Annotated in this window: 16 protein-coding genes and 2 pseudogenes; 10 read left to right on the forward strand and 8 right to left on the reverse strand. The window is 35.4% G+C overall.

Features of this window, described 5'->3' with window-relative positions:
• From VKJ25_RS11405 to VKJ25_RS11415, 3 genes and pseudogenes are all read left to right on the forward strand, one after another.
• Positions 1-206 (forward strand): transposase (locus VKJ25_RS11405; RefSeq protein ID WP_324236755.1); only part of this gene is annotated, 206 nt, incomplete at its 5' end.
• Positions 207-537: 331 nt separating this feature from the next.
• Positions 538-1,552, forward strand: a pseudogene (locus VKJ25_RS11410) (IS701 family transposase).
• Positions 1,553-2,387: 835 nt separating this feature from the next.
• Complete coding sequence (locus VKJ25_RS11415) at positions 2,388-3,245, forward strand: EI24 domain-containing protein (protein WP_324236756.1); 858 nt, start codon at positions 2,388-2,390, stop codon at positions 3,243-3,245.
• Between the two features lie 148 nt (positions 3,246-3,393).
• Here the strand turns inward: VKJ25_RS11415 and VKJ25_RS11420 are convergent, their stop codons facing one another.
• From VKJ25_RS11420 to VKJ25_RS11430, 3 genes are all read right to left on the reverse strand, one after another.
• Positions 3,394-3,573 carry a hypothetical protein gene (locus tag VKJ25_RS11420; RefSeq protein ID WP_324236757.1) on the reverse strand — a complete coding sequence of 60 codons (180 nt, stop codon included), beginning with the start codon at positions 3,571-3,573 and terminating at the stop codon, positions 3,394-3,396.
• Positions 3,574-4,289: 716 nt separating this feature from the next.
• Positions 4,290-4,619: a hypothetical protein gene (locus VKJ25_RS11425; protein WP_324236758.1), complete on the reverse strand. Its 330-nt coding sequence runs from the start codon at positions 4,617-4,619 to the stop codon at positions 4,290-4,292.
• Between the two features lie 190 nt (positions 4,620-4,809).
• Positions 4,810-5,769, reverse strand: a complete 960-nt coding sequence (locus VKJ25_RS11430; RefSeq protein ID WP_324236759.1) for an orange carotenoid-binding protein — start codon at positions 5,767-5,769, stop codon at positions 4,810-4,812.
• A gap of 285 nt (positions 5,770-6,054) precedes the next feature.
• Between VKJ25_RS11430 and VKJ25_RS11435 the strand changes: the two genes are divergently transcribed.
• From VKJ25_RS11435 to VKJ25_RS11455, 5 genes and pseudogenes are all read left to right on the forward strand, one after another.
• On the forward strand, positions 6,055-6,327 hold the full coding sequence (locus VKJ25_RS11435) for a phosphonate C-P lyase system protein PhnG (RefSeq protein WP_324236760.1): 273 nt from the start codon (positions 6,055-6,057) through the stop codon (positions 6,325-6,327).
• A 126-nt stretch (positions 6,328-6,453) separates the two neighbouring features.
• Positions 6,454-6,549, forward strand: a pseudogene (locus VKJ25_RS11440) (phosphonate C-P lyase system protein PhnH); the annotation flags it as partial.
• Positions 6,550-7,020: 471 nt separating this feature from the next.
• Positions 7,021-7,341, forward strand: coding sequence for a carbon-phosphorus lyase complex subunit PhnI (locus VKJ25_RS11445; RefSeq protein WP_324236761.1), 321 nt, complete (start codon positions 7,021-7,023; stop codon positions 7,339-7,341).
• Positions 7,342-7,496: 155 nt separating this feature from the next.
• Entirely contained in the window at positions 7,497-8,159 is a 663-nt protein-coding gene (locus VKJ25_RS11450) for a Cfr10I/Bse634I family restriction endonuclease (protein WP_324236762.1), read from the forward strand.
• A 7-nt stretch (positions 8,160-8,166) separates the two neighbouring features.
• Positions 8,167-8,382 carry a Cfr10I/Bse634I family restriction endonuclease gene (locus VKJ25_RS11455; RefSeq protein ID WP_324236763.1) on the forward strand — a complete coding sequence of 72 codons (216 nt, stop codon included), beginning with the start codon at positions 8,167-8,169 and terminating at the stop codon, positions 8,380-8,382.
• Between the two features lie 66 nt (positions 8,383-8,448).
• Here VKJ25_RS11455 and VKJ25_RS11460 read toward each other — a convergent pair whose 3' ends face one another.
• The 3 genes from VKJ25_RS11460 to VKJ25_RS11470 all read right to left on the reverse strand — a co-directional run bounded on the left by VKJ25_RS11460 (position 8,449) and on the right by VKJ25_RS11470 (position 12,238).
• On the reverse strand, positions 8,449-9,666 hold the full coding sequence (locus tag VKJ25_RS11460; RefSeq protein WP_324236764.1) for a DNA cytosine methyltransferase: 1,218 nt from the start codon (positions 9,664-9,666) through the stop codon (positions 8,449-8,451).
• Between the two features lie 429 nt (positions 9,667-10,095).
• Positions 10,096-11,031, reverse strand: a complete 936-nt coding sequence (locus tag VKJ25_RS11465; protein WP_324236765.1) for an NAD(+) kinase — start codon at positions 11,029-11,031, stop codon at positions 10,096-10,098.
• A gap of 571 nt (positions 11,032-11,602) precedes the next feature.
• Complete coding sequence (locus VKJ25_RS11470) at positions 11,603-12,238, reverse strand: cytochrome c oxidase subunit 3 (RefSeq protein WP_324236766.1); 636 nt, start codon at positions 12,236-12,238, stop codon at positions 11,603-11,605.
• 137 nt (positions 12,239-12,375) lie between these two features.
• On the opposite strand from VKJ25_RS11470, the gene VKJ25_RS11475 reads away from it, so the two are divergent.
• A complete protein-coding gene (locus VKJ25_RS11475) occupies positions 12,376-12,567 on the forward strand; it encodes a hypothetical protein (RefSeq protein ID WP_324236767.1) in 192 nt (63 codons plus the stop codon).
• Positions 12,568-12,932: 365 nt separating this feature from the next.
• On the opposite strand, the gene ctaD is transcribed toward VKJ25_RS11475, so the two are convergent.
• The gene (gene ctaD / locus VKJ25_RS11480) at positions 12,933-14,684 is read right to left on the reverse strand and encodes a cytochrome c oxidase subunit I (protein WP_324236768.1); all 1,752 of its coding nucleotides are present in this window, start codon (positions 14,682-14,684) and stop codon (positions 12,933-12,935) included.
• A 205-nt stretch (positions 14,685-14,889) separates the two neighbouring features.
• On the reverse strand, positions 14,890-15,954 hold the full coding sequence (locus tag VKJ25_RS11485) for a cytochrome c oxidase subunit II (protein WP_324236769.1): 1,065 nt from the start codon (positions 15,952-15,954) through the stop codon (positions 14,890-14,892).
• Positions 15,955-17,228: 1,274 nt separating this feature from the next.
• Here VKJ25_RS11485 and VKJ25_RS11490 point away from each other — a divergent pair.
• On the forward strand, positions 17,229-18,140 hold the full coding sequence (locus tag VKJ25_RS11490) for a COX15/CtaA family protein (RefSeq protein ID WP_324236770.1): 912 nt from the start codon (positions 17,229-17,231) through the stop codon (positions 18,138-18,140).
• Positions 18,141-18,467: the final 327 nt, after the last annotated feature.

The raw sequence follows: 18,467 nt of genomic DNA on the forward strand, positions 1-18,467 counted from the left end.
ATCGAAAAACACTAATTAAGGAATTAGTTAATGGGCAAGGACATGAAGTTATATTTCTCCCTAAATACTCTCCAGATTTAAATGATATAGAACAGGACTTTGGTGCATTAAAGAAGAAAAGAATGTACGAAGAAAAAGACAAATCCATTGATGATATTATTAGAGATTATTGCGCTTCGAGTGTGTCCCACTCTTATTCAGAATGACTATATAATATAAAGTTTCAAAACTATTCTACAATAGTTTCAACCATCATATCTATACTTATTGCCTCTTTCTTTCCTGTTCTCAAAAAACCAGATTGTTCAACACTTACAGCAAGATACTATATATAATATAGGAATTACGCAAAGACACTATATGTAGCCTATGCCAAATAGAGCGATCACCTGAAACAAAACGTTATTATAACTAATGCTAAATATAAGCTAATATAATTAATTTTCATTCTATCATATGTAGCTAATTGTAAATAAATTTTCCTCAAATACCCTGATTATTGTAGAATAATATTAGTGTTAAGAGCGAGCTACAAAAATGAATTTTAACTATATTGATTATTGTCAATACTTGCTCAATTCTCATACAAATTATACCATCACAAATTTAGCAAATCACCTAGAAAAAATTAGCCATGATACGATTAATCATTATTTAAGAACAGAATCTTTAAATTCACAAGATTTATGGCAAAATCCCCAAAAGGAAATTGTTTGAAATACAGAAGCATACTTGATTTTTGATGATACAGTAATTAAAAAAAAATATGCTAATAAAATTGAACTTGTACAACGCCAATATAGTGGTATCAGTTCATAAAGTAACTCGACGAATAGGAATAGTTAATTGTATTTATTTTAACCCCAAAACTGAACAATTTTGGATACTAGATTATCGCATTTATGATCCAGATAGTGACAAAAAAACTACAATAGACCATGTTGAAGACATGATATGTAATGTGGAAAATCACAAGAAATTACCATTTAAAACTGTATTGATGGATAGTTGGTATGCAGCAAAAAGATTAATGGCATTGATAGATAATTTAGAAAAAGTCTATTATTGCCCTTTAAAAAATAATCGCGCACGTAGATGACACGGGTGGTTCATAAAAATACAAAAGCATTGCTAAATTAAGTTGGAATGAATCAGAAATAATATCAGGTAAAAAAAAGAAAAATTAAAGGTTTTCTCAGAGATAAAAAAGTCAAGTTATTCTAGGTTACTATTTCTGCCAATAGAACAGAATACATTGTCACTTGATTTAAGTCAATCTTCTACATATCATGTATAATTAGAGTCGCAAACCAGATCGAAAATCGAATAATTTCACAGATAAATTAAGCAGTTAACAGGAATATATTTTTGTCAGTTTCGTCTGGCAAAAATTCAAAAAAATAATATTTCTTGCGCTATATTGCTCTGGAATCATTTGAAAAAAATAGCTGACATTCTGGGGGAAACTATTTATCAACTCACACATCAATTATTATCTAAATATCTAGTATCTGAACTCAAATATCCTGCAATTAAAATGACGGCTATTTAAGTTTTTATCAATAGAGAAACCCTTAGCGTTCGCGGAGCGTGGCATTAGCCGTATCGCTCTCTAAAAATTATAGCTATCCCTCCGTTTGCCAGTAACTATATAGTGTCTTAAGTATAAGTTATCATAATTTAGTTGTTCAGGCGATCGCTCTATTTGGCATACGCTACATATAGTGTCTTTGTGTAAGTCCTGATTAAGAAAGAGATTAATTGAGCCCCTTTCCGTTGCAGGTCCTAGAGAGGATTCCCCCTTGACAGACCTTGCTGGCAAGATTCAACCAAGTCACATCGAGCTGTTTCTTAAGAATAATGCTGCAAATGATGAAAGAGCCTTTCAGGATTCTCTGATATCAAAGAGATATACGCTTTATTATGTCATTATCTTTTGCGCTCTCTTTGTATTCATTACTGTTTTTTTGATAAATCGAAATGTTACCCTCTACACAGATTTACTGAAGATTTTTGGGGCTTTTGGTGGTGGGTTCCATAGTGGTTTAGGCTATAAAAGTTTCAAGGATAGAAATAAATCAGGGCTAATAAAAACCATATCCTCTATTTAATTGACCTTGCTCCTATCTAACAATTATGTAAAGCAGACGGTAAGCGCAAATCGCGATTCGCCCCTACATTTTGACATTTCAGAATTTGACAGATTGATAATTTTGTGGTAAGCAAAAAAGAAAATTGTAGTAAGTAAGCGATCACTCTCCTTCCCTAAACACTTTATTTTTTATCAAAATAATTCGGTTTAAAACCTTGCCTTAAAAGGCGAAATATTTTTGGAGAGTTGCTCAAATCTAAGTTACAAAAACAACTTCTGACTTCGTTAAGAGTTTATGGTAAAACAACAAAATTCTCAATCAATACTATCCATATTTGCAGCTCCTGTAGGATTAATAGCAGGCGCAACTTACCATTTTCGGGCATTAATAATATTTGTCAAAAATCCCAAATTGATAAGTTATATAATTGTGCCAATTTTGATTAATATTATAGTCGGAATTATTCTTTATGTTGGTTTACTTCTGCCAGGGATTAATTTAATAGAGAGTATTTTTAACAACTTATCTTTGCAGTTTGATGCTCTGATTTCTCAATTACCAACTTGGTTAAATTTTTTAAGTTATTTAGATAATATTTTAGATTGGTTCCTAGAATTTATTATATTTATGATCCTATTTCTAATAATTGGATTTTTGTTAGTACAATTTGGAGTGATTCTAGGTTCCCCTTTCTACGGTCAACTTTCTGAACAATTAGAAAAAATTAAAACTGGTACATTGCCTGAAGCACCTCCTGGTTTATTAGCCTCTATTAAAGATATTTGGCGAGCCATACTTTTTGAACTCAAAAAAATAGCTTTATTTTTAGGAATAGGGTTGCCAATGTTGCTACTAAACTTTTTCCCTGGAGGCTCCTTAATTGTAACTATTGGTGGTATTATTCTCACAACTTCTATTATTTGTCTTGACTTTTTTGACGGACCTTTAGAGAGAAGAAAATTAAGATTTCGAGAAAAATTAACAATCGTACATCGTAGTTTTCCAGCTTATGTTACCTTTGGATTGATTTGTCAAGCCCTAATCGCTATTCCTATAGTTAACTTTTTCGGTATTCCCCTTTGTGTAGCAGCAGGAACTTTATTTTGTTGCGATCGCGTCTTACCAAAATTATTACTAGATGCTCAACCTTAATATTCTCATACCAACTTTATAAATGTTTACTCTAGAGAGAACCCTATTAAAATAGCATTCTCTCTATTTTACATTAAATCATCAAAAGGGAGACGTAATTGCGTGCCATTTGGGGGGCAAGGCTTAGGAAACCTGTTTAGTGGCAATTTTAACACAAATTTTCCATTTTTTGTATAGCCGTCACGAAGAAAACCTGCTTTTTGGAAGCATCGCCCCCAAGAATTTTTTTATTCCAATCAGTTTTTGATTTGCTTTGATGAATATCTACAAACCTAATCATTCCATTAAGTCGAGGACTGCCCCAAAAATATTCAGTAGCAGCGATCACTTGCTGAATTAGAATACTTGATAAAATACCAGATTAATTTCTGAAAAGAGAACAACCCCAGAAATTAAGCCATTGATGCCTGACAAATTTTTGCCACAACGATACCCACAACCCATCAAAATTTTCAGTAGACATCTCCTCCAAATGAGGGAACAGGGAACACTAGATATGTGGGAACAGGAAGAAATAATTGATAATTTATGGATAAGAATTGATTTAATTTTTTATTTTTGGAGATGTCTAGTAAGCAAAACAATACACTTTCCAGGAGCTACAAATTGAAAAGTTTCTGGTTTTTCTCTGCTTTAATGTCGATTAGCTAAATCAACAGCAAATTTATCTGCCCGATTAGAAAGATACCAATACATTTATTTTCTCATAACTCTACTCAAACATTTTGTTTCAAATCCCAGAATAATCCCCTTAACATAAATGCTACAGTGCGACATCGAGCGATCGCTCTACCCATGTCTACCCTATATATGTTGTCTTTGCGTAAGTCCTGATTGAAAAATTTCTAGAAAAGCATCACGATTTTCGTATACAAGCAAAAACCAAATAAATACCAGCTATATACAAAGAATAAGTGTTTTGAGTATTTTTTTAGGGATTTGTTACAGACGGTATAAGCAACGAATAAAAAAGAAAAGAGAAGAAGAGAGAAACAATTATTCCTCCCACCCTTCCCACCCTTTGCTTTTTTCAGCAAACCCTAATTAAATCATCCGAGTCATAGCAGATACTTTTGTAATCTTTTCTTGATCTAAACCTTCTAACTCAGTAATCTTCAACCATCCCTCTTTAACTAAACCAGCTAGAGAAAAAATTACAGTAGCATTTCTAGGGTCATATTTTCCATCCAAATCATATCTTCTAGCACTGAGAAAATCATGTAGATGCCATAAATCATTAAATTCGTGAATTTTAGTTGCCCGTTGACGCACTGTTGCCACTAAAGCATTTATCTCTCGTTCTTTGGCTATTTCCAAAGCTGCTTGAGCAATCCTTTTTTCTGTTGTAGACCATTCAGTTTGAGTAAGCTGCATATCTTTGACTTAAAATTTATTTTGATTATGATTTTTTATGTAATTTTTAATAATAACACATAAACTTTTATATTTTGAAAAAAAAAGAGCGCTAGTTTAAAAGAGCGCTCTTTAATATTTTTTGATTTCTAGTTTTTCTAACTTAAATAACTTTGCTAAAATTAGCTTCCAATGTTATAGAAACCAATTTCTATCGAGCCAAATTTAACAACTCTTTAGGAGAAGCCAATAAGTCGATCGCCACAAAGAAAATTTTACCTTCTGGATTAAGCAAAAATCTCCAAGCAATATTCATACCCACACCAGCACCAAACCAAGGAGTTTGACATTTACCAGTAACTTTAATCTGAGTATAACCATCTTCCGCAGGCTCAGAAACACCTTGCTCTGGAATTAACTTGAGGTTCTGACATTCTTCTTGGAAAAAACGTAAAACAGCATCTTTACCCACAATTGGTCTGCGGAAAGGAGGCTGAAGTCCACCATCAGGAGTGAACAACTCAATCAGTGCATTAAAGTCATTAGCATTCAAGTTATTCATATAGTTCAATACAGTAGGATTATCAACACCCTTAATAGTTACTTCAGTTCGCTGAGCCATATCTTTTGGTGGGACCACAGGTTCAGCAACTCGTTGATAGCTACCCAAATTATTCACATCAAATCCCATATCAACCACACAATTTCGTAGAACTGTGATTTGCTGACCAGAATCTAAACCTTGAATAGTTCCCAACACAGCAGAAGCATTAGCAGAAAGTTGATATCCCTGGGGGATAGGAGCAACAAGTCCTTGATTCATCCATTCTCCAAGTTGATACCAAAAACCTAACTTAATATTTGGAGACCAGGTAGCATAAGTACGACAAATTGGAGTATCAGAACGATTAGCCAAGTCACACATTACTTGGGTTTGTTCCTGAAAGCCCATTTGCTTAATTTCATTCATAGTTCTTTCTGCAAGCTGCATATTAGCAGCTCCTGGAGCAGCAATTGTAATTGTTTTACCCATTTCTAGGTAAGCGAACCAGATCAGAGCTAGTTGGTCTTCAGCACCTAGTTGGTTAAAGCGAGCAATAGTTGCTGGCACCGCATCAGCAGATAAAGTGGTAGGAAAAATATTGCGGGCTGTATCAATTGAAAATGGCATAAATTAACCTGGTTCAATAAATCAAAATCAAAAATTGAAAATATCCAAATTCCTAAATGAAAATACAGTTAGGTTAAGGATGATCAGAAAATCTCAAATACCTACAGTTTTCTAAATGAAAACCGTAAAAGGGAGAAAAAATTTTCTAGTATAACTATTACTTTATCCTATATCGTAAGATTAAATACTTTTTATATCACAGCTATGGATAAGAGCAATTTATATTAATCCTATGGCAGCACTCAATGAAATGGAGTACAGGACATTGACCTCCGACAGAAGTGGATGGCAACCCAGGCCAAAAGTAATTTAGACCAGTTAGAGGCCAAAGTAGCAGAAATAGGGACTTTGCCAGAATATATTTTGATCAGACCCCCAGAAATAGGATTGACAATGGTGCAAGATCGTGCTGGAGCTACAGGACAAATCTTTAATTTAGGTGAGATAACCATTACTCCCTGTACTCTAAAAATAGGAGAACTTGCCGCTTTTGGTTATGTAGCGGGGCGATCATATCGTCATCCAGAACTTGCCGCTTTGTCTGATGGTTTGATTTAGCTTCGAGAATGGCATCATATCGTGCAGTCGATAGTTATTGAGTTTCTGGAAGTAGAGGCAAAACAGAAACAAGAAGTTCAACAATGTCAAAGTTTACCAGAATTTTTCTAGTCAGAATGGGAAACTAATTTTAATAATTATTCTTTAGGAATAGATATATTTTTCTTTGTTAAAAATACATTTATTGGTTTACCGAGAACAACTAAAATTTCAAAATATTGAAGGTTATACAGCGCTTCCCCTGGTTATGAGGTACATTCATACGAGCAAGATACTCGCACTACAAGATTTTCACCATTTACCCTGTACATCAGAAAATGTATTAATTATTGTGCATAGAGCAACAGGAAGAAATTTTCACAACTCATCCTCTGTAGTGGGGGTGCTTCATAAAATGTATTAACTATTGTGCATAGAGCAACAGGAGGAAGGTTTTTTGCTCAGTTTAGTTAGGATATTCAACCCAGAGAGGTTATAGTCGAAATTATCCCTTTGCTGGAGAGATCAAAATGGAAGAAATTGAAGTAATTATTTTTTCCGAATAATTAGGTTTTGAAATAGCGATCACCTAGATTACGATTACCGAAGCAGAAAACGTAAATATGTTTAAAAATAGCAAGGAAAAACCTCCCCAGTTTACCCGTGGTTACAGTTTAACATTTAGTTAGTTATAACGAACGAAAAGCAATATCAATGGCGTTATTAGATCGGGCGATGCAAGCTAAAGAATTAGGGGAAGAAATTGAAAGACCTGCTCAAGACCCGGAGTTTGTTTTCTATCATTCAGATAATGTTCAAGCCCAAGGGTTTGTACAACATTTAAAATTACCTCATTATATTAATTTTCAGGCAGAAATAAATTTAGTAAGAAAGCTACAAAATGAACAGAAAAATAATCAAAATGTTGAAATTAATGGCAAGTCTAAACTAGAGGAAGTTACACCAGATAAATCTGAGGAAAATAAATTTAAAGATTCTATAGTTAAGGAAGTTACTATGGGAAAATCTAGTTAAAATTAATAAAAATTTCTTGAATGAATTATAGCAATCCTAAATAGGTTATAAGATTTTATTGTAGGGCCTTGGTTTCCAAATCTGATTTTAGGTTTGGAGAGCACAACCCTAAAGTTTTCTTTTATAAATCATTTAGGATTATTATAGTTAGCATAATGAATGATTCTTGGTTCTCAATTATTACAAGACAAGGGGAAGAAAAAATCCAAATTAATAGTACAGAAATTTATCAAACTTTGTATATAGAAATAAAACAAAAGTTAGCATTGGATGTTTCAGTAGTTCAAATTTTAGAATGGATGGTTAATAAAGTAGTAGTTGCTTATGAAAATCATCAAAAAAAATACCAAACAAAAATAACAAGATTAACTACAGGAGTGCTCAATAATTCAAAAGGTAGATGGCATGAATTTATAATAACTGGATTATTTGCGGAAGTAGCTATTGATTTTTATTTGAAACATCAGGTTAGTCTAATAATATTTAGACTTCCTAATTCTAGAGATGAAACTAAACCTGAATATTTAAAGCTTTTTGATCACCAAAAATTTCAGATAAATTATCCTCTGGAAAATATTGAAAAAATTAAAGAAAGAATTTTTTTCTCAAGTCCTGATTATCTTATTTCAGTCATTGAAAATGAGGAACTTTTTCATTTAATCCAGCCATATATAAAACTACAAGCAAAGCAACCAGAATATTTAGGAGTAGAAATTTATGATTTATTAAAAGGTAAACTCAAATCTAGAGAAGTAAAAGGTTTTATATCTGTTAAAGTTATCAAACCGTCCAGACCGTCCTTATCAAGCTTTGTATGAAACAGCTATGATTAAAGCTATTAGTTATAGATCGGGACAAATATGGAAATATTATATGATAACTGCTGAAGACTTTTCTAATTCAGATAAAAGAATATTTAGCCAAGGTATTGCACCTCATGGTATTGCTTTAAATCTAGACTTAAAAAGTGTTGATAATATGTATTCAGATTATAAGCAGCAGGATTTAATTAACTTAGTTGAGGATGCCATTTTTAGATGATTATTAAGGCTCTACTAAATATACATAAAAAGGTTAAACTATATACTTACCTTTTGGAGAATAAACTCAAGGTAATTCTAACTGATAACTTATTTCTTCTTGATAATTAATTTTTTCCATATTAAGGAAAGAAAGAAGAGTATTAGCAACTCCTTTAGCAGCTAAATATGGTACTCCATTACCAATAGTTTTAAACTTATTAGTGAGAGTCATATTATTTGGTAAAGCAAATTTTTCAGGTAAAGACTGAATAGCTAATGCTTCTGAAACAGAAAGACGACGAACTTTATATGGATGTAAATGAACTTCATTATTTCCATAACAAGCAGTGGGAGAATAACGCCATCGATGCAGGCGTTTATAAGATTTTTTCCGAGCATCTCCTTCTGCTACTGCCTCAAATTTTATTCGACCTGCTCTTGGTTGAAAATAATCTTTGGAATTAGGATGATAAACAACATTATTTTGCCTAAACCAATGCTCAACTGTTAATTCTTCAGGTATTCCTGTAGGGCAATTTATTTCTGAATTTTCTACAAAAGGATTTGTCTGAGGCCAACCATAAGAAAACACTTGATTTTGAGGATATAGTACATACTTTTCCCAAGGAAAAATTTTTTCAGGAATTACTTTGCTATAGCCAATATTAAAACCTTTATCCTTAACTAATGTACATCGAAAACCAATTAAAATAATTCTATATCTATCTTGGGGAACTCCATATTCAATAGCATTAATTAAACGTTCAGTAATAATATATCCGTATTTATATAACTTACATTTTATCTCCTCATAAAAAGCTCGATGTTTTTTAGTAGACCATAAACCTTTAACATTTTCAAAGACAAAAAAATCTGGTTGTTGCTGACAAATTAATTCAATATAAGCATCTGACAATTTACCATTATCTCCATTTTTCCCCCGATTTTTTCCACCTATGGAAAAGTCAGGGCAAGGAGGTCCGCCAATAAATCCAATAAAATTAGAATTTATCCGAGAATCTTTGACTAATTCTTGTAAATAAATTTTGCCATTTTCTTCAGTTAAACTAACTAAACTATCTGCAAAATATCCATATTCTGGCTCAGATATTTCTAATAATTGTCGAGCATAAATATAAGCTTCCTTAAAAGGAGCAAAAATTTCGTTGACAAATACAATATCAAAGGCAGTATTTTCAAAACCTAAGTCTAAAAAACCACACCCAGAAAAAAAGGAAAAAATTTTTATTTTTGGCATCATTTTAACGAAGTCAGAAGTCAGAATTTGTTTTTGTAATACCATGTCCGGTAGCATCGGAGCGTGTATAGAATTAAGGTGAAAATGACATAAAAGCTTCTGCCCTCAGCATAAGTGCCTTCTGACTTCCTTTCACCAAAGTCTAATTATTCAACCGGACATGATATAAGGGGGATTTGAGCAACTCCCCAAAAACTTTTCGCTTTACAAGGTGGGATTGCGCGACCCAATTATTTTAATAAAGTATTGTATTATAAATCCCCATTACTCCATCATTTCAGTTATCAGTTATCAGTAACTCAAATTATATAATTAGGACTTACGCAGAAACAGGGTTTATCAACGAAATTTCCTGGTTTGAACAACAATATCCAAGTAATAAACCCGGTTTCTTGGTTGCTTTGCGTAAGTCCCGATCATATATCTTTAATAATCCTATAATTACTTCAATCACCCCATCACCCCATCACCCCATCACTCCATCACCCCATCACTCCGATACTTATTTTGATATTTAATTCTAGTACCTGCCCATTGTAATTTTTCTCTAAGAGTCTGAAAATATGAATAATTTTCCCGTAAAATAATAAACTTAGCTTGACAATCTGCTATGCGCAAATCCACCCTTTGTCCCGGCCAAATCGCAGTACACAAAACCCCATCTGCCCAAAGTTTAGTAGTTAAATCATTATCCTGTAACGGCCAAACACTAACTATACAACCAGGAGGAAGAACAATAGGACGACTCGAAAGACTCAAAGGACAAATTGGAGTCACAGAAATAGCATCCATACCAGAGTGCATAATCGGTCCGTTAGCAGAAGCAGTATAACAAGTCGAACCCGTCGGACTCGCAACAATCAATCCATCCCCTTGATATTGATCTACAACCTCCCCATCAACCTCTACCTCCAAAATAGAAGTAAGCATTCTATCAGCAGAAGCAGGTTTAATACAAAACTCATTCAATGCCAAAAAGCGATCGCTTGCCAGTTTAAAATTAGAGCGATCGCCCTCAAATACTGCTGACTGTAACATCATCCGCAGTTGTACCGCATAACGATCTTCAAACAACCTATCCCATACTTTCTCTGTATCTTTAAAATCTTCAAAATTCTCAGTCAAAAAACCTAAATGTCCTCCCACATTAACTGCTAATATCGAAATACCCTCTGCTGCTAAATGTCTAGCTGCTGCTAAAGCACTACCATCTCCACCTAAAACTATTGCCAAGTCAATTTTCTGACTGCTGGAAGCCAGAAAAACTGGATAAGGATTATCTTGCGCACCACTTGGACCCATCAACACTTGACACCCTCTATCTTCTAACTGTCTAGCACATTGTTCTGCATAATGGCGACTCATATCATGTTTAGCTTTATGAGCAATAATTACTCGTTTAATATCCATAGTTAATATTTTATATAGATTTATGATAATTTCTGAATCAGGACTTACCCAGCCCCCTAGATATAGTGCTTAAAACCCCATAAGCAATAGTTTTTTAACTCTACATATAGTACCTTTGCCTAAGTCCTGTGAATAACTTATGATTATACAACAGATTTCGGAAAAATAATGTATGATATCATATCCGGTAGCATCGTTTTTGTATAAAATTAAGGTGGAAATGGCATAAAAGCTTGAGCATAGCTACCTTCCTTCCACCAAAGTCTAATTATTCAACCGGACATGATATGAGGTAAAGATTGAAAACATTGTAGTGCGATTTTTCGGGAACCGTGCATCTTGCCCACGTCGCAAGTACCTCACAGGCAATGAGCGCTATATATCAATACCCTGTACTCACAAAAAAACCTCCAACAGGAGGCAAAAAAAATAATCAATTGTTGTAAGCATTTCCTGCGAAATTAAGCGATCAGCATTTTCTGGATTAACTAGCTCAGTAGTTGTGCAGGTTTAAATCCTCTTCTAAATATTTACTGCTGACTGCTGACTGCTTATTGCTGATTGCTTATTATTAAAACAAAGTCAAAATGTACAGTAAGGTGAACAAAACAATCCAGATAATATCAACAAAGTGCCAATATATTTCTGCCACCTCAACATCAACATGCTTGTCTGCATTGTAATGACCAGCACGACGAGAACTCCACAACACGCCCAGAATTAGTAATACACCAACAAAAACATGGAGACCGTGGAAACCAGTCATCACATAAAAACAGTTGGAAAACACATTAGTAGTGAGACCATAACCTAAAGTCTTGTATTCATAAACCTGACCACCCAAGAAAATGATACCCATGATTGCTGTAACTGCATACCATAAGCGCATTCCGGCAAGATCATTCTTTTTGATAGCAGTATCACCCTTGTGAATCACAAAACTACTGGAAACCAGAATAATAGTATTAATTGAGGGCACTAATAACTCTACCTCTGTTTCTTCAGGAGGCCAAACACCAGCATTTGCTCGATAAACTAAATAAGCAACAAATAAACCGCCAAACATTAAAGACTCAGAAGCGAGAAAAGTTAATAACCCGAAAACTCTTAAATGCTCATTGTCATGGTGATGTCCTGCTTCTACTGATTCTGAATGAACCGAAGTATCAACTAAATTATCAGTTGGATCGATGGTTGAACCTTGCATAATCTTTTGTACCTAAATAAAATTAATTTCTGAAATGTAGGTTTGGTTGTTCCCGTTAGGGTTGCGTAGCATGGAACGAAACTCAACAATAATCTATTTTCCCCTACTCCTCTACTCTCTAATGCACAGTTTTAGGTATGTCAGTATACTACCGGACTGAAACAGCTAAAAATGTAGGTTGGGTTTGTTCGCTTCAGGGTTGCGTTCGCCAACTTCATGGCGCAGCAAAGCCAAGTATGGAAAGAAACCCAAAAATCTTAAGATTATGTTGGGTTTCGGTTCCTCAACCCAACCTACCTCTAACTGAAAAAGTTAAAAATGTAGGTTAGGGTTGTTTCGCTAACGCGACATGAACATGAACTTCATTGCGTTTATAGCATTGCGAAACAAAACAAAGTATGGCACGAAATCCAAAAGTAGTAAGGTTGTGTTGTATTTCACTGTCGTTCTACAAGGGCCTACATTTATTATGTGTTAATACCTATTTTCAGACGGGCAAAATGCCCATCCCACTTAATCAGAACTTACACATGAGGAACGCAATTTCAAGGCTTGAGGTTGATATCCTCACCGACTGCGACCCATTCATGTCCTGGAGCAAAACCCTGTCGCTGGCGCTGCGAGTCTCACAATGACAGAAATACCTTGCGCGTGCGTAAGTCCTATTAATATTCATCCCTTAATTCAGCAACACCTAATTCCCCTCTGAAGGATTCTGAGAATCAAAGGATGAAGAATCAACTTCAGATACAGGTACACCTGCTTCCTTAACATCGGAACCTGGTTGAGAAATCAGATTCAACTTATCTCGAATACCCAAAGTTTTCTTTGTGCCAAAATCATAAGGACCACCAGTAACCACTGGCAATACTTCCCAGTTTTCAATCAGAGGAGGTGAGCTAGTAGTCCACTCTAAAGATAAACCATTCCAAGGATTATCCCCTGCTTTCGGTCCATACATCCAACTCCAAACCATATTAATAAAGAATGGAAGTACAGATAAACCTAACAGAATTGACCCATAAGTACAAATCTGGTTGAGAGATTCAAACCGAGGATCGTACATCGCAATACGACGTGGCATTCCCTGTAAACCTAATTGGTGCATAGGTAGAAAAGTCAGGTTAGTTCCAATGAATGTCAAAACAAAATGAATCCGACCCCACGTTTCGTTGTACATCCGACCTGTGATTTTAGGGAACCAGTGATATATACCTGCATACAGACCAAATACTGAACCACCAAAGAGAACGTAATGGAAGTGACCTACCACATAGTAACTATCATGGACGTGAACATCAAAGGGAGCAGTCCCTAAAGTGATACCGCTTAATCCACCCATAACAAACATTGCTAATAAACCAATAGCAAACAGCATGGCACTGGTGAAGCGAATTTTTCCACCCCAGAGAGTAGCTACCCAACTAAAGATTTTCACTCCTGTGGGAACTGCCACAATCAGAGTGGAAATAGTGAAAAACATCCGCATCCAAGGAGGAGTTCCACTGGTGAACATATGGTGTACCCATACGAATAAACCTACTAAGCAAATAGCAAGACTAGAGTAGGCGATCGCTGAATAACCAAATATTGGTTTGCGAGCATGAATAGGAATAACTTCTGAGAGAATGCCAAATATTGGCAGAATCATCAGATAAACCGCGGGGTGAGAATAAAACCAAAATAAGTGCTGGTAGACAATCACATCGCCACCCATTTCTGGTCTAAAGAAACCGGTGCCAAAGTTGATATCAAATAATAACATGATTAAACCTGCTGCTAAAACAGGAGTGGAGCATAAAGCTAAAACCGAGGTTGCGAGTATTGCCCAACAGAATAAAGGAAGCTGATCCCATCTCATGCTAGGGATTTTCATTTTCAGGATGGTGACAATAAAGTTTAATGCACCCATAATAGAGGAAGTTCCCACTAACACGATACTGATAATCCATAAAGATTGTCCGATGTTGTTAGTGATAATGCTAAGTGGTGGATATGATGTCCAGCCACTTTGCGCTCCACCAAAAGCTAAACTAGCCAGTAATAATGCTCCAGCAGGTGGGTTAAGCCAGAAGGCGATCGCATTGAGGTTAGGAAATGCCATGTCTCTTGCTCCTACCATTAAGGGAACAAGGTAGTTCCCGAAACCACCTATCGCAGCAGGGACGATCCACAGGAAAATCATCATCGTCCCATGATTTGTGAGGAAAGCATTGTATATTTCTGGTTCGAGAACATCTGGATCTGGTGTATAGAGTTCGGCTCTGATACCCATTGCCATTAAACCAGCGATCAAATAAAATATGAAAGCAGTAACCAGATATTGAATACCGATCACTTTGTGGTCTATGTTATAACCGAAGTAGTGATACCATTTCCACTCCTTCGGATGTGGTTTTTCTGGTTGTAATTGTTGATTATCTAAAGGAATTTGTGCTTGTGCCATTTCAGTTATCAGTTATCAGTTAACAGTTATCAGTACTTCCAAGATTTTATGGGGTTTGGTCTTCAAACCCCATACCAAAATTAGAGTTGTTGCCAATACTGACAGGACTTGCGCAGAAACCGGATTTATAAGAAATTTCCTGGTTTTAACAACAATATCAGGGCAATCAACCCGATTTCTTGGTTGTATATCGCTTTTTTTAGCGCTACATTGGATGAATTTGATTTAAGGTTTCAGAATCAATTCCCATTTCCTGGGAGTAGGGTTGCAAATATTCGGACTCTGATAAATCAGTAGTATTTACTGCTATAGCTTGATTCAATTTTGGTTGTTGAGCATCGTACTCATCGTACTCCTCATACTCATCGTATTCTTCTTCATAAGAATTTTCTGCTATCCAAGCTTCATATTCTTCTTGGGTTTCAACAACAGTAGTTGTTCTCATTGCTCCGTGGTAAGCACCACAAAGTTCGGCACAATAAACTGGATATTCTCCTGTTTTGGTAGCTACAAAACGCAGTTGTGTATCTTTACCAGGAATTGCATCTTGCTTCAGACGGAAAGCAGGTATCCAGAAAGAGTGAATGACATCTGCAGCAGAAAGGTTAATTTGAATATCCTTGTTTACAGGAATATGCAATTCTCCTGCTAAAACACCACTATCAGGATAGGTCATTAACCAACCATATTGAAGACCTTGGATGTCAACTACCACATCTGCTGCTTTTGCTCCCTCTTCAGGAGTCGATCCGAAACCATATCTGCTAGCTATTTTTTCACCTACTTCTGTTGACTCCATTGTTTCAGTATCTGCAATCAAGGGAGCTGCCATTGCTGCTCCTGGCATTTCTGCCATTTGGTGTTCGGATGTAGCATGGTGAGCCATAATCATTCCATTTGGACTGAAACCACCCATCTGTCTGTATACATCTACACTATAAATGCCAAGACCAATCACGATTATGGATGGAATGGCTGTCCAAAATATTTCTAATGGTAAATTTTCTCTAAAGTTGGCACCATCACTATCATCTCCTTTACGCCGACGAAATTTAATCATGCAAAAGACAATTGTGCCTTCTACCACTAGAAATAAACCCATTCCTATGGTATACATGACATCAAAAAAATCATCAACTAGGGGAGCTTGTTCGGAAGCTTGCTCTGGCAACAGACCATGATTTTGACCTGCCCATAAGCTGATTATGGTGACCACTACACCAACTACTAGAGTTATAATTGAGACTGGTACTTTTTCTTTTTCTTCCATTTGACTTAGGTTACTTTTTTGTTAGGCGTGAACTTAACCAAACTCACACAAAATGCAGAAGCTCCAAAAATAAGCTTCTTGCTTCTGTGAGAACTACCGATTTTAGTTTGTAAATTTTGTTCTCTACAAACTTAAAACCTTGAGTTTAATTTTAGGTTAAAAACTTAGCTATTTTTAGTTTCAGTTTTTAACAAGAGCCTAGGCAAAGAAACCTGTGACTTATATATTTATACTCGACTACCTAGTTTAAACTAAACATCTATGTATAACTAGGTATTATGGTTACTTTTTAGGAAAATTTTAGGTTCTCTTTATTTTAAGAAGTTGATTTCGGCAAATTTTATTTTATTTTAACTATTAAACCATAAAAACGTCCCCTTTTTCTAATAAACAAAGTTAAAATAGAAAAGATATGTAATTAATGGATAATGGATAATTGATAATTAATAATTACCTAAAAGGAAAAAATTTATTTCTCTTGGTCGATAAGATGGTGTACTTCAGAGTGGATCTGCATTCTTGAAAATTCCCCATCTCACTCTACGAGAAACTACTGAATATCTACCGTTTTTCCACTTTGAAAGGGGGAGGATAATTAAAGTGAATTATTTAATTATTAATTAATTATTCGGCAATATTTATATATTATCGACTACGGGTTTATCTGATTTCTTAAAAAGAAACTTTATTTACTCTTAAATTTCATGCTTTAGTGATTCAAAACACAATCACAAAGTGAAAAGTAAACTTTTTGGAAAATTGGTGACTTATATAACAATAAACTGTAAAGAAAAAATTAAATCAGAAAACTTTCTAAAGCTCAATAATTATCCAAATTCTATCTACTATATTAGTAACAATTACTCACCTTTATAATTTTGTGAACAATTAATATCTTAGTTAAATTAGCAGTAAGCATTCAGCTATTAGGCGTTAGACATCAGCAATACCCTGTGCTTAAGGACAAGGTTTAAATAAACAGGACTTACGCAGGGAAACTCAGAAACCCGGTTTCTCGTAGATTCTTACTGTTCAAAACAACGATTTCTCCTAGAAACCGGGTTCCTCCCGTGTAAGTCCTGATAAATATAGACTGTGGAACTGATTTTTAGAGCCAAATTCTTCTAGCTAAATTAATATGCTCACTAAAACCAATAGCTGAATTTCCCAGTTCCCACCCAGGAGGCTAGCTGACGGCTGTTTGCGTAGCATTCCGGAGGAAATGCTTACAATTAGCAATAATAATATTTAAAATAAAAAAAAATGTAAAACTTATGGCTAACTCTGTTTTAAATAAAAATGAAATTCTATATTCCCAGTCTCAAGCACGGGAACGTATTAGTGGATTAGTATGGAAACTATGTTTAGCCACCCTAATATTAATGGCTATTGGTAGTGCTACCAGAGTAATGAATGCAGGTTTAGCTTGTCCTGACTGGCCTTTGTGTTATGGTGAGTTAGTACCAATGGCGCAAATGAACTTACAGGTATTTTTAGAATGGTTCCATCGGTTAGATGCCAGTCTAATAGGTTTTGGAGCGATCGCTCTGATGGGTTTATCTTGGTGGCACAGACAGGAACTTCCCCGTTGGTTACCTTGGACATCGACTTTTGCTTTGGGTCTCATAGTTTTCCAAGGTGTATTGGGTGGGTTAACAGTTACAGAATTATTACGCTTTGATATTGTTACTGCTCATTTGGGTACGGCATTACTTTATTTTATGACTTTATTAGTTATTGGTATGTCAATGCTCCCATACAAAGGTACTGGCAACGTTGGTAAATTACCTTGGGTAGGATTAACTGCTGCTATTCTGGTATATCTACAAAGTTTACTCGGTGGGTTAGTTGCTTCTCAATGGGCGTTACATCAATGTTTTGGCATTGCGGAACTTTGCACCGTAATGAATAGTCACATTTTTGGAGTTGTGCCTCCGACTTTAGCAACATTAACATTAGTAGTAATGGCGTGGCGCACTTCTGCTTTGCATCCTCTGTTACGAAAGTTAGCAAACTGGTGTGGTTTATTGGTATTAGCTCAAATTGGTTTGGGAGTTATTACCTTCCGGTTACGTCTGCAAATTGAGCTATTAACTGTGTCTCACCAAGCTGTGGGAGCAGCATTATTGGGAACTTTAGTCGCTTTTACTGTTATTGCTTTACGGGATCGAGAAGTTGCTAAGTAGCGTTCAGCTATCAGCTCAAGTTTTGCTATCCGCCAAGAAATGATCCCCCCTGGGAGAATGTTCAAAGTCCCCCTTTCAAAGGGGGGGAGAATGTTCAAAGTCCCCCTTTCAAAGGGGGATTTAGGGGGATTCTAAATCATTTATATCCCTCAGTTTTTATCCCCCCCTGCCCCCCTTTGTAAGGGGGGAGTTAAGAAAAAATCCCCCCTTTGTAAGGGGGGAGTTAAGAAAAAATCCCCCTTTGTAAGGGGGGAGTTAAGAAAAAATCCCCCTTTGTAAGGGGGGAGTTAAGAAAAAATCCCCCTTTGTAAGGGGGGAGTTAAGAAA

The organism is Okeania sp., assembly GCF_035285525.1.
Lineage (GTDB): Bacteria > Cyanobacteriota > Cyanobacteriia > Cyanobacteriales > Microcoleaceae > Trichodesmium.

Coding starts and splice junctions, on each gene's coding strand:
- VKJ25_RS11415 (WP_324236756.1), top strand. CDS start 2,388: ATGGTAAAACAACAAAATTCTCAATCAATACTATCCATATTTGCAGCT.
- VKJ25_RS11425 (WP_324236758.1), bottom strand. CDS start 4,619: ATGCAGCTTACTCAAACTGAATGGTCTACAACAGAAAAAAGGATTGCT.
- VKJ25_RS11430 (WP_324236759.1), bottom strand. CDS start 5,769: ATGCCATTTTCAATTGATACAGCCCGCAATATTTTTCCTACCACTTTA.
- VKJ25_RS11435 (WP_324236760.1), top strand. CDS start 6,055: ATGGCAACCCAGGCCAAAAGTAATTTAGACCAGTTAGAGGCCAAAGTA.
- VKJ25_RS11445 (WP_324236761.1), top strand. CDS start 7,021: ATGGCGTTATTAGATCGGGCGATGCAAGCTAAAGAATTAGGGGAAGAA.
- VKJ25_RS11450 (WP_324236762.1), top strand. CDS start 7,497: ATGAATGATTCTTGGTTCTCAATTATTACAAGACAAGGGGAAGAAAAA.
- VKJ25_RS11455 (WP_324236763.1), top strand. CDS start 8,167: ATGATTAAAGCTATTAGTTATAGATCGGGACAAATATGGAAATATTAT.
- VKJ25_RS11460 (WP_324236764.1), bottom strand. CDS start 9,666: ATGGTATTACAAAAACAAATTCTGACTTCTGACTTCGTTAAAATGATG.
- VKJ25_RS11465 (WP_324236765.1), bottom strand. CDS start 11,031: ATGGATATTAAACGAGTAATTATTGCTCATAAAGCTAAACATGATATG.
- VKJ25_RS11470 (WP_324236766.1), bottom strand. CDS start 12,238: ATGCAAGGTTCAACCATCGATCCAACTGATAATTTAGTTGATACTTCG.
- VKJ25_RS11475 (WP_324236767.1), top strand. CDS start 12,376: ATGTCAGTATACTACCGGACTGAAACAGCTAAAAATGTAGGTTGGGTT.
- ctaD (WP_324236768.1), bottom strand. CDS start 14,684: ATGGCACAAGCACAAATTCCTTTAGATAATCAACAATTACAACCAGAA.
- VKJ25_RS11485 (WP_324236769.1), bottom strand. CDS start 15,954: ATGGAAGAAAAAGAAAAAGTACCAGTCTCAATTATAACTCTAGTAGTT.
- VKJ25_RS11490 (WP_324236770.1), top strand. CDS start 17,229: ATGGCTAACTCTGTTTTAAATAAAAATGAAATTCTATATTCCCAGTCT.